Raw genomic sequence first — 13,888 nt, 5'->3', positions numbered from 1 at the left:
AGGTGGACAGAGCAACTCCGGTTGACGGCGTCATTGCTTTTCGGCATCGGGGTCTTTCGACCGAGCTGCCAGAGAGGCCCCCATGGAACAGCCAAGCGGACACGAGCAAAACGCCGACCAGATCGCCTATTGGAACGGCCCGAGCGGGCAGCGCTGGGCCGACCGCCATGGGGTGCAGGAGAAGCTGCTTGGGCCGATCGCCGACGTCCTGATCGACCGTGCCAAACCAAAGCCGGGCGAGCGGGTGATCGATGTCGGCTGCGGCTCCGGCGCGACGACGGTCGCGTTCGCAAAGGCGGTTGCGCCCGATGGCCTTGCGCTCGGCCTCGATGTGTCCGACCCGATGCTGTCGCAGGCGCGCGCGTTTGCGCCAAAGGGCCTGCCGCTCGATTTCGTGCTGGCGGATGCGACGGTGCATCCGTTCGAGCCGGCGAGCTTTGACGTGCTCGCCTCGCGCTTCGGCGTGATGTTCTTCGCCGATCCCATCGCGTCCTTCAGCAATCTCCGCCGTGCGCTCAAGCCTACAGGGCGGCTCGCTTTCGTCTGCTGGCGCGAGCCGAAGGAAAACCCGTGGATGATGGCGCCGCTGATGGCGGTCTACAAACACGTGCCGAAGATGCCGCCGGTCGGGCCGGAGGAGCCGGGCCCGTTCGCCTTCGCCTCGGAAGAGCGCGTGATGCGCATCCTCAAGGGCGCCGGCTTCGCGGACGTCGCGATGGAGCCGCACAATCTCCCCATGGACATCGCCATCGGCGGCGGTCTCGACGCCGCCGTCGACGGCTCGCTCCAGATCGGCCCCGCCAGCCGCGCGCTGCAAGGCCATCCGCCGGAGACCTATGACGCTGCCAAAGCCTCGATCCGCGAGACGCTCGCGCCGTTCCTGAAGGGGCAGAGCGTGGCGCTGCAGGGTGCGATCTGGATCGTGACGGCGAAGGCGGCGTAGAGAGTTTGCTGCTCAGCGTCGTTCCAATCCCCGGTGTCGTCCCGGACAAGCGGAGCGCAGGTCCGGGACCCATAACCACGGGGAGAAGTTTGACGAGGACTCGTGGTCGTCGGCTCGCGCCGCGACTTCTCCCTGTGGTTATGGGTCCCCGCGTTCGCGGGGACGACACCGAGCGAGCGGCAGCGATGCGCGCCACAACGGTCGCCGTCCCTCACACCACATCATCCGGCGCCAGCGCGCAGCCGTTGTCGGGATGCGTCTCCACCTGAAGCGTGGTGTGGCCGATGCGGAACGATGTCCTCAGCAGCTGCGCGGTCTCCATCAGGAATGCATCGCCGGTGCCGGCGGGCATGACGAGATGGCAGGTCAGCGCCGTCTCGGTGGTCGAGATCGGCCAGACGTGGAGATCGTGAATCCCTGACACGCCCGGCCGCGCCAGCAGGAACGCCTTGATCGCCGCAAGGTCAGTGCCCTTCGGGGCTGCGGCCATCGACATGTCGATCGAGCCGCGCAAGAGGCTCGTCGTGCTCCAGAGGATGGTGGCGCAGATCACGAGGCTGGTGACGGGATCGAGCCAGAGCCAGCCGGTCCAGATGATCAGCGCTGCCGAGACCACGACGCCGAGCGAGACCGCGGCGTCGGCCGCCATGTGCAGGTACGCGCCTTCGATGTTGATGTCGTCCTTGCGGCCGCTTGCGAACAGCATGGCGGTGAAGCCGTTGATGAGGATGCCGATGCCGGCGACCACCATCACGGTGACGCCCGCGATCGGCTCCGGCTCGCGCAGGCGCAGGATCGCCTCCCAGCCGATTGCGCCAGTCGCGACCAGCAGAAACACCGCGTTCGCCAGCGCCGCCAGGATGGTCGAGGCACGGAAACCGTAGGTGAAGCGGCCGCTCGGCGCGCGCTTTGCCGCAACCGAGGCGCCCCAGGCCACGACAAGGCCGAGCACGTCGGACAGGTTGTGGCCGGCGTCCGCGAGCAGTGCCGTGGAGTTGCCGATATAGCCATAGACCGCTTCGGCGACGACCAGCGCGGTGTTGAGGGTGATGCCGATCGCGAACGCCCTGCCGAAATTGGCGGGCGCATGGACGTGTCCGGCACCATGCGCGTGGTCATGGCCATGGCTGTGACCATGATCATGCCCGTGGCCGGCATGATCATGATGGTGATGGCTGTGATGGTCGTGGCTTGCCAATTCTAGCGCTCCGCCAAGTCAGCCGCCATTGTAGGCGCTTCGCCCGCGGCGTCACGGCGGAACAGCACATAGAGCGCCGGCAGCACCAAGAGCGTCAGCACCGTCGAGGAGATGATGCCACCGATCACCACGGTCGCGAGCGGCCGCTGCACCTCGGCGCCGGCGCCGGTGGCGAGTGCCATCGGCACGAAGCCGAGCGAGGCGACCAGGGCCGTCATCAGCACGGGGCGCAGACGGGTCAGGGCGCCCTCGCGAACGGCTTCCGCAATGGGCCGACCCTCGCTGCGCAGCCGCTCGATGAAGGCGATGATGACGAGCCCGTTGAGCACGGCGACGCCCGACAGCGCGATGAAGCCGACGCCGGCGCTGATCGACAGCGGGATGCCGCGCAACAGCAGCGCCGCAACGCCGCCGGTCAGCGCCAACGGCACGCCGGAGAACACCAGCGCCGCATCCGCCGCCGATCCCATGCCCATGAACAGCAGCAGGAATACCAGCAGTAGCGCCACCGGCACGACGATCGTCAGGCGCTTGGTGGCGGAGACCAGCTGCTCGAACTGTCCGCCCCAGCCGATCCAGTAGCCCGGCGGCAGCTTGACCTTTTCGGCGACGGCTGCTTCCGCCTCGCTCACGAAGGAGCCGAGATCGCGCGCGCGGACGTTGGCGGTGACGACGATGCGCCGCTTGCCGTTCTCGCGGCTGATCTGGTTGGGGCCGGGCGTCGTATCGACGGTTGCGACCGACGACAGCGGCACGTAGCGCATCTGGGCGAGGGGAGAGCCTGACAGCGCTGTGCGGATCGGCGCGCTGGCCGCGGCGTCCTCGCCCGGCGGCAGCGGGATCGGGATGGCGCGGATCGCCTCGAGATTGCCGCGCAACTGCTCCGGCAGGCGCACGACGATGTCGAAGCGGCGGTCGCCCTCGAACAGCTTTCCGGCCGACTTGCCGCCCACCGCGATCTCGACGATGCCCTGCACCTCACTGATGCTGAGCCCATAGCGGGCGAGCGCCTGACGATCGAGGCGGACGGTGAGGATCGGCAGGCCCGAGACCTGCTCGATCTTGACGTCGCTGGCGCCGCGGATGCCGCGGATCGCCGCCTCGACCTGCTTTGCCGCGCCTTGCAGGATGTCGAGGTCGTCGCCGAAAACCTTGATGCCGACATCGCTGCGCACGCCGGAGATCAGCTCGTTGACGCGAAACTGGACCGGCTGGGAGAGCTCATAGGCGCTGCCGGGAATGTCGTCGGCGGCCTTGTCGATGGCTTCGATCACCTCCGATTTCGGCTTGTCCGGGTCGGGCCATTCGGCGCGCGGCTTCAGCATGATGTAGCCGTCGGTCTGCGCCGGCGACATCGGATCGGTGGCGACCTCCGCGGTGCCGATGCGGGTGAAGAACTCCTTCACCTCCGGAATCTGCATGATGCGCTTTTCCAGCGCCTTCTGGAGGTCCAGCGACTGGGTGAGGCTGGTGCCGGGAATCCGGATCGAGGCCAGCGCGACGTCGCCTTCATCCAGGCTCGGAATGAACTCGCCGCCCATTCGCGAAGCGGCGATGCCGCTCGCGACCACGATGACGACGGCCATGATCGCGACGGCGGCCCGGTTGTCGATGGCGAAGCGGAGCAGGGGGAGATAGGCGCGCTTTGCCATCCGCATGAACAGGTTTTCGTGCTCGGAAACCTTGCCCGTGACGAAGATGGCGACCGCCGCCGGCACGAAGGTGATGGAGAACAAGACCGCCGCGCCGAGCGCCATCAGCACGGTCAGCGCCATCGGCGTGAACATCTTGCCCTCGACGCCCGTCAGCGTCAGCACGGGCAGGTACACCACCGCGATGATCAGCGTTCCGAACAGGCTCGGCTTGATGACGTCGCTCGACCCGCGCTGGATCGCGCGCAGCCGTTCGGAGGTCGTGAGCAGGCCGCCTTTCTCGCGCTGGGCCACCGCCAGCATGCGCAGGCAATTCTCGACGATGATCACGGCACCGTCGACGATGATGCCGAAGTCGATCGCACCGAGACTCATCAGGTTGGCGCTGACCTTGGTCTCGACCATTCCGGTGATGGTCATGGCCATCGACAGCGGAATGACGCAGGCCACCACCAGGGCGGCGCGGATGTTGCCGAGGATCAGGAACAGCACGGCCACGACCAGTGCCGCGCCTTCCACAAGGTTGTTCTGGACCGTGCGGACCGTGGCCTCGACCAGATGGGTGCGGTCGTAGACGGTTCGCGTCACGACGCCGTCGGGCAGCGATTTGGCGATGTCCTCGAGACGCGCCGCGACACGACGCGCCACCGTGCGGCTGTTCTCGCCGATCAGCAGCATGGCGGTGCCGAGCACGGTCTCCTCACCGTCGCGCGTCGCCGCGCCCGTGCGCAAATCGCGGCCTTCGGTGACGGTGGCGATGTCCCGGATCCTGACAGGATTGCCACCGCGCGAGCCGATCACGACATCCTGGATCTCGCTGATGCTGCCGACTTGGCCCGGCGACCGCACCAGATATTGCTCGCCGTTGCGCTCGATATAACCGGCGCCGACATTGGCGTTGTTGGCGGCCAGCGCCGTCATGACGTCGCGAAAGCCGAGCCGGTAGGCCATCAGCTTGCCGGGGTCCGGCAGCACGTGGAATTGCCGCTCGAAGCCGCCGATGGTGTTGACCTCGATCACCCCCGGCACGTTGCGAAGCTGCGGCCGGATGATCCAGTCCTGCACGGTGCGCAGGTCGGTCAGCGAGTAATCATGGCCGCCTGGTGCCTTCGCGCCCGCCTTGGCCTCGACGGTGTACATGAAGATTTCGCCAAGCCCGCTCGAGATCGGTCCCATTGCGACCTCGACGCCGGCCGGCAGCTGGTCCTTCACCTGCTGGATGCGCTCGCCCACGAGCTGCCGGGCGAAATAGATGTCGGTGCCGTCCTTGAAGACCACCGTCACCTGGCTGAGGCCGTAGCGCGACAGCGAGCGCGTGTAGTCGAGCTTGGGCAGCCCGCCCATCACGGTCTCGACCGGGAAGGTGATGCGCTGCTCGGTTTCGAGTGGCGAGTAGCCGGGCGCGCGGGTGTTGATCTGTACCTGCACGTTGGTGATGTCGGGTACGGCGTCGATCGGCAGGCGCTGAAAATTCCAGCCGCCGAACGCGACGGCGCCGAGCGCGAGCAGGAGGACCAGCCAGCGCTGCTTGAGCGAGGCGGCGATGAGGCGCTCAATCATGCTCGGCCTCCCCCTTGCCCATCTCGGCCTTCACCACAAAGCTGTTCTCCGCGACGTAGTGCTCGCCGGCGGAAAGGCCTGCCTTGATCTCGACATGGCGCGGGTCGGAGTCGCCCAGCTCGACCGGCCGCGCCTCGATCTTGTCGCCGTCCTCGCGCACGAACACGATGGTCTTGTTCTCCAGTGTCTGGATCGCGCTGCGGCGCACGGCGACCGCGACATTGCGGGCGGCGAGGATCAGCCGCGCCGTGACGAACAGGCCGGGACGCAAGCGTCCGTCCGGATTTGGCAGCACCACGCGCGCCAGCGCGGTCTGGGTCTCGCTCGAGCCGATCGGCGCCACGTAGGAGATCGTGCCCTTGATCTCGCCGCGGCCGTCGTCGGGGTCGATCAGCACCTCGTCGTTCAGGCGCACGCGCCGCAGATCCTGCCGGTAGATCGACAGATCGACCCAGATGGTGGAGAGGTCGGCGACGACGAAAGCCGGCTTCTGCTCGGAGGCGTATTCGCCGAGCGAGATCTGGCGCTCGATGACGGTGCCGGCGATCGGCGCCTTCAGCTCGTAGACCGTCAGGCTCTGGTTGCTCTCGATGGCGGCGAGCAGGTCGTCCTTGCCGACCTTGTCGCCGATGCGCTTCTGGATCGATTTTGCAAGCCCGGGAAAGCGGGGAGTGACCTGAACCACCGCCTCCTGGTTGGCGCGCAAGATGCCGTTGAAGGACAGCGTGTCGGTCAGCGTCGCGCTCGCGGCCTCCGCCAGCGTCACGCCCGCTGCGGCCAGCTTGACGTCGGAGATGCGGATGCGGTCGGCGCCGTGCTCATCCTGCTCGACATGATCGTTCGGCTTTTTCTGTTCGGAATGCTCGGTATGGTCGGTGTGCGCGACCTTGGACGGCGCGAGCAGGGAATAGCCGTAAGCGCCGAACGCGGCGGCCACGACGGCAACGAGAATGGTGGAGACTGTCTTCATCGTGCGCTCTCCCGCGCGAGCGTGAAGGGATTGCCGACGAGGCCTTCGATGGTGGCAACGCCGACATGGAGGTTTTGCAAGGCCTCCTGCTCGCGCAGGCGCGCCTGCGTCACGCTCGCCTGGGCGTCGAGCACTTCGAGCAGGGTGAAGCGGCCCTGGCCGTAGCCTTGCGAGATCGCTTCGGACGCTTCGGTCGCCTTGGGTATGGCGGTCTCGCGCAGCACCGCGAGCTCGCGCAGCGAGCCTTGCACCGCGTCGTAGGCGCGGCCGGCGACCACGATCAGCGTGTTGCGGCTCGCCTCGCGCTCGGCCTTGGTCTTGGCGAGGCTCTCCTGCGCCGAGAGGATGTTGCCCTGGTTCTGGTCGAACACGGGGATCGGTACCGAGACGGTGAGGCGCACCGCGTCGTCATTGGTGTCGTTGAAATGGCGCCAGCCGGCGGCGATGCGCACGTCTGGGTAGGGCCGCAGGCGCGCCATCAGCAGCTCGGCATTGCGCTGGGCATAGACCGCGGTCCAGCGCACCAGCTGCGGATTGGCGTCGATGGCGGCGACCACCGACTGGAACGTCGGCGGCTTGCCCATGGTGTCGAGCCGGCCGGAGACCTCGCCGAATTTCGCGGCAGGATCGCCCATCAGCACGGCAAGCTCGCGCCGCGTGCTCGCCAGCGTCGCCTTGAAGCGCTCGCGGTCGGCCTTCACCAGCGCCGAGGCGACCTCGGCGCGGCCGGTTTCGGCCGGTGAGGAGGCGCCGGCCTCGACGCGGCGGCGCAGCAGCGGCGTCAGGCGGTCGATCGCGGCGATCTGCTCGTCGAGGATCTGGATGCGCCGCTGCGCGCCGAGCACGCTGAGGAAGGCGATGGCGGTCTCCGACAGCACCTCCAGCCTGACCGCCTTGCGCTGGATCGCGGCGACCTCGATGCCGGCCGCGCCGGCTGCGACCCGCGCCTCGCGCTTGCCGAACAGCTCGAAGGCCTGGCTGATCTGAAGCGTGGTCTCGGCCGACCTTGTGCCGCGATAGATGCCGGAGCCGAACGAGTTGTCCTGCTCATAGGACAGTTCCGGATTGAGCAGTGCGCCCGCCTGGATGCGCTGGCCGGTGGCGATGCCGACATCGCGCTCCGCCGCCGTCAGGCGCGGGCTCGCGGCCAGCGCACGCGATAGCGCCGCGCGCATCGTCAGCGTCTGGGCGTGTGAGGTCAGCACCAGCGGTGGGCTGATGAGAAGAGCCATCGCGCATGCCATGCGCGCGGCCGTCCGCCTGGAAAGCATGAATAGGACCTGTGAAGGAGACGAGATGGGCGCGCAGCTGGCGCCCGGCTGATCCGTTCAGGTCAGATGCTTGGGGGGCCGGGAGTCGGTATCGGGGACGATGCCGGTGAGGCGGGGCTCGGGCTCAGGGTGCGGAGCCGCCACGAATGGGATCGACGTGCTCGATGGTGCCGGCTGAACGACTGCGACCGAGAAGCAGCCATGGCAATGATGGCCGCCGATCGCCTTGTGGTCGCTATGTCCGGCCGTATCGAGTACCGCCGCGATTTCCGAGCCGCCGGCAGGCGTGGTCACGTCGATGTCGTGCAGGCCGTGCAGCGCGCCGGCGAGCAGATAGACGGCCGCGATCAGCACGGACAGCAGGCCGCGCCAGTTGCGCGGTCGGCGGGATGCTGAGGGCTGGCGGTTCGCGCGCACGATGGCACTCTGGTTGCGGTCTGGGCCCGACCTAGCATGGCGGCGGGAACAGTGTCGACCCGCAACATTGTTACGTCCCAGGAACATTTGCCGCAGCAGCGCGAGCTGCGAGCGCTTCTCACTGGCGGGCGATTACACGCGGGTGCGAGGCGAGCGTGTCGATCGCGGTCGCGCGCGCCGGCTCCGGAACATGGCTGATCTCGTCAGCCTCGACTGTGATGACGGCGTGACAGCTCGCCTCCATCGCCCGCTCCAGCCATTTGATGGCTTCGTCGATCCATTGATCGTGGTGCTCGGGATCGGCGAGGGCCTTCTCCCGGAATATATCCGCCTGATGCAGGCACGCCGTTCTGCGGTCCACGCGCCTCTCCCGATTTGCAGGTCCCGTCCCGATCACATCTTTGATGATCCCGCCGCCGGCGTCGTTAACATACGACAGGAAACGGGCAGGTCAGGCGGTCGCACACGCGGAAAGGCCCCAGCTCCGGGGCTGCCCGGCTGGGGCCTTTTGTGCTCACAATCTTCATCCTTGGGACTTGGACAGACAATTCGCATCTCGCCGGTTCGTTCCACAAGACCATGCCGAATTAGGAACGTTCCTCCTGCCTCCTGATTAGCGATTGGGAATGTTGAGGAGGAAGGACCATGGACGGACTAATTTATCTCATCGGCTTGATCGTCGTGATCATGGCGATCCTGTCATTCTTTGGCCTGCGCTGAGAGAGCCGCGATGACAATCGAAACTCTCGTGCAGGAAGACGTGATGGAGGGCGGCGCGGCGATCGCCGAGGATCGCCGGACCATCCAATGGGGCCCGGTGCTGGCAGGCGCCTTCGCCGCCGGAGCGATGTCGTTCATCCTCGTCGGCTTTGGCGTTGCCATCGGCCTCGGGGTCAGTTCGGCCTCGCCGACATGGCGTGATGCGTCGGCGGCGTTGGCACTGCTGTCCGGGCTGTATCTGATCATCCAGGCGATCGTCAGCTTCGGCTTCGGCGGCTACATCGCCGGCCGGACCACGCGACCGGCGCCGGCGCTAACGACGATCGAGGATGACGGCGAGCGACGGGACGGGCTGCACGGCCTGACGTCCTGGGCTCTTGCCGTGCTGATCGGTGCGGCGCTGCTGGCGATCCTCGGTGCGGCCGCGCTCGACCGTTCGCCGATGCGCAGCGGAGCCGGTAATGTCACCTCAGCCGAGCCGCTGCTCAGCTATGAGCTCGACAAGCTGTTCCGCGCGCCGCGCCGGCCGCCCAACACCGACATGCGGGAAGCCCGCGCCGAGGCGGGACGCATCCTGATGATGTCTTCGAGCCATAGCGGTGTCAGCACCGACGACCGGACCTATCTCGTGCAGCAGGTCGCTGCGGCCACGGGATTGGCGGCGCCTGATTCCGAGCGGCGGGTCGACGCGATGATCGCGGAAGCCCACACGGCGATCAACCGCGCGCGGCGCAACTCGATCATCGTGGCCTTCTCGGTTGCGGCGGCGGCCCTGATCGGTGCCGCAGTCGCCTGGGGTGCCGCCGTTGCCGGCGGACGCCACCGCGATGGCGAGCCGTTGCCGAACTGGATGGCAAGCTCGAACCGCTTCCATCGCAGTCCGCGGGCGATGCCGGTGCCGTAAGCATGCGAGGCGCGGACCTAGCTGTCCGTCCCCGCACGCCGGCCCACGAATTCGGCGATCAGGCTCGTGATTTCCGCGGGACGCTCCAGGCTAGGGAGATGAGCCACGTCCGGCATTTCACGGCCCTCCGCCCCCGGGATTGCCGCAACGACCCGACGACAGCGATCCTGGACATAGGGGAAATCGAGGTCGCCCCACGCGATGAGGGTCGGTACCGCGATTTCATGGAGTCGGTGGAAGAAGGGAACAACGTCCACATCCGCGCCGAAGGGTTGGGAGCGAAGCGCGATGCCGTTCATGTCGAGGAGCAGATCGCGGGCGGAGCCGGCAACGCGACCTTCGGGCGCCAGCGGTCCGTCCAGCCAGAGGCGGGCCTTCATCGCGTTGAGCCGATCGAGATCGCCGGATGCCTCGGCCTCCTTCGACTGCATCATCAGTTTCTCGATGTCGGGACTGTAGACCGGATCGGGTGCCCCCGCGACGTTCGGAGCGATCAGGACGAGCGCGCGAACAAGCGACGGGTGTCGGAGGGCGGCATCGAGCGCGATGCGACCGCCAAGGGAGCAGCCAACGAGGATCGCGGGCCCGTTGTCTGCGGTAGCCTCCAGCACCGCCACGAGGTCTGCGAGGGCGGAAAAGTCTTCAGGCTCGGCGCGCGTCTCGCCGAACCCGCGTCGGTCATAAGCGACCGCCTTGTGGGTCGCACTCATTCCATTCAGCTGGACGCGCCACATCCGCCGGTCGCACACATTGGCATGAAGAAAGACGACGGCAGTGCCGTTGCCCGCCACGTCTGTTGCAAGCTTGGCGCGACCGGACCGAACATATTGCATTTGCATGTCCAAGACTAATGCATGTCCAAGGCTAACGGCGTCGCGACTGGGACGGGCCGGGACCAGCGCGGCCATCCCTGTCTTCGAGAGGCTAAGCCTTCTCCTCCCAGATCATCGCCAGATGCACGATGGTCTGCACCGCCTTTTCCATGTCCTGCCGGCTCACCCATTCCAGGCGCGAATGGAACGCGTGCTCGCCGGCGAAGATGTTGGGGCAGGGCAGGCCCATGAAGGACAGGCGCGAGCCGTCGGTGCCGCCGCGGATCGCGGTGCGCATCGGGCGCAGGCCGGCGCGGCGGATCGCCTCGATGGCGTATTCGAGCACGTGCGGGTGACGGTCGATCACCTGCTTCATGTTGCGGTACTGCTCGCGTATCTCGAACGTGTAGGTCGAGCGCGGATAGTCCTTCATCACGTCCTTGACGATGCCCTCGAGCAGGGCCTCCTTCTCCTTCAGCCCTTCCTCGGTGAAGTCGCGCACGATGAAGGAGAGCGTCGCCTGCTCCAGCGCGCCGTCGATGCCGATCGGATGCAGGAAGCCCTGCTTGCCCGAGGTCGTTTCCGGCGAGCAGCCTTCCTTCGGCAAGCGCTCGACGATGGCGGAAGCGATCTTGATCGCGTGCTCCATCTTGCCCTTGGCGTAGCCGGGATGGGCGCTGACGCCGTTGATGGTGATGGTGGCGCCGTCGGCCGAGAAGGTCTCGTCCTCGACGCTGCCGGCGCTTTCGCCGTCCATGGTGTAGCCGAAATCGGCGCCGAGCTTCTTCAGGTCGACATTGTCGACGCCGCGGCCGATCTCTTCATCCGGCGTGAACAGGATCTTGATGGTGCCGTGCTTCACGTCGGGGTTGTTGATGAAGAAATGCGCGGCATCCATGATTTCGGCGACGCCGGCCTTGTTGTCGGCCCCGAGCAGCGTGGTGCCGTCGGTGGTGATGATGTCGTTGCCGATCTGGTTCTTCAGCGCGGGGTGCTCATTGAAGCGGATCACCTGGCTGGGATCGCCGGGTAGTGTGATGTCGCCACCGCGATAGTTCTTCACCATTTGCGGCTTGACGTCCTTGCCGGTGACGTCGGGCGAGGTGTCCATGTGTGAGCAGAAGCAGATCACCGGCACCTTCTTGTCGGTGGTGGCCGGAATCGTTCCGTAGACGTAACCGTACTCGTCGAGATGGGCGTCCGCCACGCCCATGGCCTTCAGCTCGGCGGCGAGCACGCGGCCGAGGTCTTTCTGCTTCTCGGTCGAGGGCGAGTGAGGGGATTCCGGATCGGACTGGGTGTCGATGGTGACGTAGCGCAGGAAGCGCTCGGTCACGGTGTGCGAAAAGGAGAGGGAGGACATTTCTGGTCAACCGCCGGGTCTTTGGGGAAGCAGGCGGTATATCAGAAAAGCGGGCCTTGATGCGGCCGGACGAGATGGGATCAGGCTTAACGAGACGTAAGCCGCTCAGATCGCCTCTTTCAGTTCCTTGACCGGGCGGAACGCGACCTTCTTGCTGGCCTTGATGTGGATGGCCTCGCCGGTGGCGGGATTGCGGCCGGTGCGGGCGGCGCGCTTGCGGACCTGGAGGATACCGAGGCCGACGATGCGGACGCGGTCGCCCTTCTTCAGGTGCTTGGTGATCAGCTCGACCATGTCGGTGAGGACGGCTTCGGCGTGCTTTTTCGACAGGTCCTGGCTCTCCGCGATATTGGCGGCGAGGTGCTTGAGCGTGATGGTGGCGGGAGCGGCAGCTTTCTTTGCCATGTCTGGCCTCCTCCATTCCTGGCGAGGTCTCGGGGAGGGCCTCGGAACCACGCAAGTGACGGAAGGCGTAGACGATTCGGGGCTGAACTGACTACGTCGCGAGAGGTGGAGGAGGCTCTGCACGCACGCAATCGGCGGGGGACGGGACTATTCCGGCTTTAGGTACCAACGTCCTTGACTTCACTTGGTCCGGCCTTTAATTCCCCCCTCGTTCCGCGCGGACACATACGCGTCACGCGGGAGTAGCTCAGTTGGTTAGAGCGCCGGCCTGTCACGCCGGAGGTCGCGGGTTCGAGCCCCGTCTCTCGCGCCATTTTTGGCGGAATCTCAATAGCTTACATGCCGGACCTGAGCCTTCCCGACACGTGGTCGGGATGAAATCCCTATGTTTCTGATTTTGCCTGTGGCGGGCAATGCGCAACAAATCGCGCATCACGCGAGCACGGCCACGACTGGCTGAAACGGGACTTGGCGGAATCCATCTCATGCAGGCAGCCGATTTCAGCGCAACGCTGCAAAATTTGTTCGCGAAGGGCGTGCGCTACGGGACCGTGGTCGATCTCGGCTGTGCCGATGGACACTTCGTGCTCAACCATCTGTCCTGTCTCGGCGGTGCGGTGCCTCTCAACATCGATGCCAACGGGATCTACGAAGACTCCCTCCGGGCCATCAAGGAGGCGCTTGGCGGGGACTATCGCATCTGTGCCATCACCGATCATGAGGGTGAGATCGAGATCACCGAGTCGGTGCATCCTTACTGGTCGACATCAACGCGACACTGCTGGAGGCGGGCTTCTTCCTCTACGACCTGACGACGTTGCAGCGCCTGCGCGACGGAACGCTCGGCTGGTTCTACCCGGTCTATGTCAGCGGCAAGCTCGCGCATCTGAAGCCGCGGGCGTTCTGGGATCCCGGCGACAACACCGCGGTGATCGGCGTCCAGGAGGCGCGCCGAAAGATGGTCCTCGAGCAGAACAAGAAGATCCTCAACCGGCTGCGTTACGGCCCGAGCGACATCAGCCGCAACGATCCCTGTCCCTTCGGTTCGGGGCAAAAATTCAAGCACTGTTGCGGCAGCTACGGACCCGTCTGACGCGGGCGCCCGGGGACGGCTGATAAAGCAAAACGGCCGCCAGAGGCAGCCGTTTGGTGTCAAATCGGACCTTTTTTGGTCGATCAGCGGATCTCGGACGTGCCCGCGCTCGTGACCGCCACCGGCTTGCCGGCCTTGACCACGTGGGCGGACTGGGCGGTCTGGTTGTAATCGGCATTGGTGCGGGCTGCGATCCCGAAGCCGGCCACCGCAATGCCGGCAATCAGCGCCACCACCACGATTTTCAGGTGGGTCGCACGATCAGCAGAGTGAATTGAGTGGTTCATCTGAGCCTCCCGACGGGCTTTGCCGCCGTCTATGGGCTCATCTTCTAAGGACCATCTGTTTCCGGATGGTTTCACCGGTTTCGCAAAATGGTTTCATTAATACGCCCGGTTGGTTTCGCCGGGCTTGCGGCTTCAAGCGGTCCGCTGCGGACGGCCGCATCAGAGCGCCTGAGACGGAAAACCATCACGAAAACAACGGGTCGCCGCCGAGGCGGCCACGAGGCTAGCTTGGGCCGTCGTTCCCAGAAGTGGGTGATGTCTTACCTGCCGCGTAATCGCGGACGGGAGCTGCC

14 protein-coding genes and 1 tRNA gene are annotated in these 13,888 nt (G+C 66.1%); 5 read left to right on the top strand and 10 right to left on the bottom strand.

Annotated elements, in window-relative coordinates:
- Positions 1-82 precede the first annotated feature (82 nt).
- A complete protein-coding gene (locus WN72_RS27040; protein WP_092213938.1) occupies positions 83-943 on the top strand; it encodes a class I SAM-dependent methyltransferase in 861 nt (286 codons plus the stop codon).
- A 211-nt stretch (positions 944-1,154) separates the two neighbouring features.
- Here WN72_RS27040 and WN72_RS27035 read toward each other — a convergent pair whose 3' ends face one another.
- The 6 genes from WN72_RS27035 to WN72_RS27010 all read right to left on the bottom strand — a co-directional run bounded on the left by WN72_RS27035 (position 1,155) and on the right by WN72_RS27010 (position 8,372).
- Positions 1,155-2,141 (bottom strand): cation diffusion facilitator family transporter, encoded by a 987-nt coding sequence (locus WN72_RS27035; RefSeq protein ID WP_167380690.1) that lies wholly within the window; start codon positions 2,139-2,141, stop codon positions 1,155-1,157.
- A 2-nt stretch (positions 2,142-2,143) separates the two neighbouring features.
- Positions 2,144-5,353 carry an efflux RND transporter permease subunit gene (locus WN72_RS27030; protein WP_092213940.1) on the bottom strand — a complete coding sequence of 1,070 codons (3,210 nt, stop codon included), beginning with the start codon at positions 5,351-5,353 and terminating at the stop codon, positions 2,144-2,146.
- Positions 5,346-6,323 (bottom strand): divalent metal ion exporter adaptor subunit IhpB, encoded by a 978-nt coding sequence (gene ihpB / locus WN72_RS27025; protein WP_092213942.1) that lies wholly within the window; start codon positions 6,321-6,323, stop codon positions 5,346-5,348. The genes WN72_RS27030 and ihpB overlap by 8 nt, the downstream gene beginning before the upstream one ends.
- On the bottom strand, positions 6,320-7,594 hold the full coding sequence (gene ihpA, locus WN72_RS27020) for a divalent metal ion exporter subunit IhpA (protein WP_092213944.1): 1,275 nt from the start codon (positions 7,592-7,594) through the stop codon (positions 6,320-6,322). Before ihpA ends, ihpB begins: the two co-directional genes overlap by 4 nt.
- Positions 7,595-7,651: 57 nt before the next feature.
- The gene (locus WN72_RS27015; RefSeq protein WP_092213946.1) at positions 7,652-8,011 is read right to left on the bottom strand and encodes a hypothetical protein; all 360 of its coding nucleotides are present in this window, start codon (positions 8,009-8,011) and stop codon (positions 7,652-7,654) included.
- 118 nt (positions 8,012-8,129) lie between these two features.
- Complete coding sequence (locus WN72_RS27010) at positions 8,130-8,372, bottom strand: hypothetical protein (protein ID WP_092213948.1); 243 nt, start codon at positions 8,370-8,372, stop codon at positions 8,130-8,132.
- A 369-nt stretch (positions 8,373-8,741) separates the two neighbouring features.
- On the opposite strand from WN72_RS27010, the gene WN72_RS27005 reads away from it, so the two are divergent.
- Positions 8,742-9,635 carry a hypothetical protein gene (locus WN72_RS27005; protein ID WP_092213950.1) on the top strand — a complete coding sequence of 298 codons (894 nt, stop codon included), beginning with the start codon at positions 8,742-8,744 and terminating at the stop codon, positions 9,633-9,635.
- A 17-nt stretch (positions 9,636-9,652) separates the two neighbouring features.
- Here the strand turns inward: WN72_RS27005 and WN72_RS27000 are convergent, their stop codons facing one another.
- The 3 genes from WN72_RS27000 to WN72_RS26990 all read right to left on the bottom strand — a co-directional run bounded on the left by WN72_RS27000 (position 9,653) and on the right by WN72_RS26990 (position 12,215).
- Complete coding sequence (locus tag WN72_RS27000; RefSeq protein WP_092214339.1) at positions 9,653-10,468, bottom strand: alpha/beta fold hydrolase; 816 nt, start codon at positions 10,466-10,468, stop codon at positions 9,653-9,655.
- Positions 10,469-10,559: 91 nt separating this feature from the next.
- A complete protein-coding gene (gene pepT / locus WN72_RS26995) occupies positions 10,560-11,810 on the bottom strand; it encodes a peptidase T (RefSeq protein ID WP_092213952.1) in 1,251 nt (416 codons plus the stop codon).
- Between the two features lie 105 nt (positions 11,811-11,915).
- Positions 11,916-12,215 (bottom strand): HU family DNA-binding protein, encoded by a 300-nt coding sequence (locus WN72_RS26990; protein ID WP_092213954.1) that lies wholly within the window; start codon positions 12,213-12,215, stop codon positions 11,916-11,918.
- 236 nt (positions 12,216-12,451) lie between these two features.
- Between WN72_RS26990 and WN72_RS26985 the strand changes: the two genes are divergently transcribed.
- The 3 genes from WN72_RS26985 (at position 12,452) to WN72_RS47030 (ending at position 13,308) form a co-directional block, all read left to right on the top strand.
- Positions 12,452-12,528: transfer RNA gene (locus WN72_RS26985), tRNA-Asp, on the top strand.
- Positions 12,529-12,700: 172 nt separating this feature from the next.
- On the top strand, positions 12,701-13,027 hold the full coding sequence (locus WN72_RS47035; RefSeq protein ID WP_231164037.1) for a hypothetical protein: 327 nt from the start codon (positions 12,701-12,703) through the stop codon (positions 13,025-13,027).
- A 5-nt stretch (positions 13,028-13,032) separates the two neighbouring features.
- On the top strand, positions 13,033-13,308 hold the full coding sequence (locus WN72_RS47030; protein ID WP_244553695.1) for an SEC-C metal-binding domain-containing protein: 276 nt from the start codon (positions 13,033-13,035) through the stop codon (positions 13,306-13,308).
- An 83-nt stretch (positions 13,309-13,391) separates the two neighbouring features.
- Here WN72_RS47030 and WN72_RS26975 read toward each other — a convergent pair whose 3' ends face one another.
- Positions 13,392-13,595, bottom strand: a complete 204-nt coding sequence (locus WN72_RS26975; RefSeq protein WP_027559495.1) for a hypothetical protein — start codon at positions 13,593-13,595, stop codon at positions 13,392-13,394.
- Positions 13,596-13,888 lie beyond the last annotated feature (293 nt).

The organism is Bradyrhizobium arachidis, from assembly GCF_015291705.1.
Classification (GTDB): Bacteria; Pseudomonadota; Alphaproteobacteria; order Rhizobiales; family Xanthobacteraceae; genus Bradyrhizobium; species Bradyrhizobium arachidis.
This window is presented reverse-complemented; position numbering and strand designations above follow the sequence as displayed.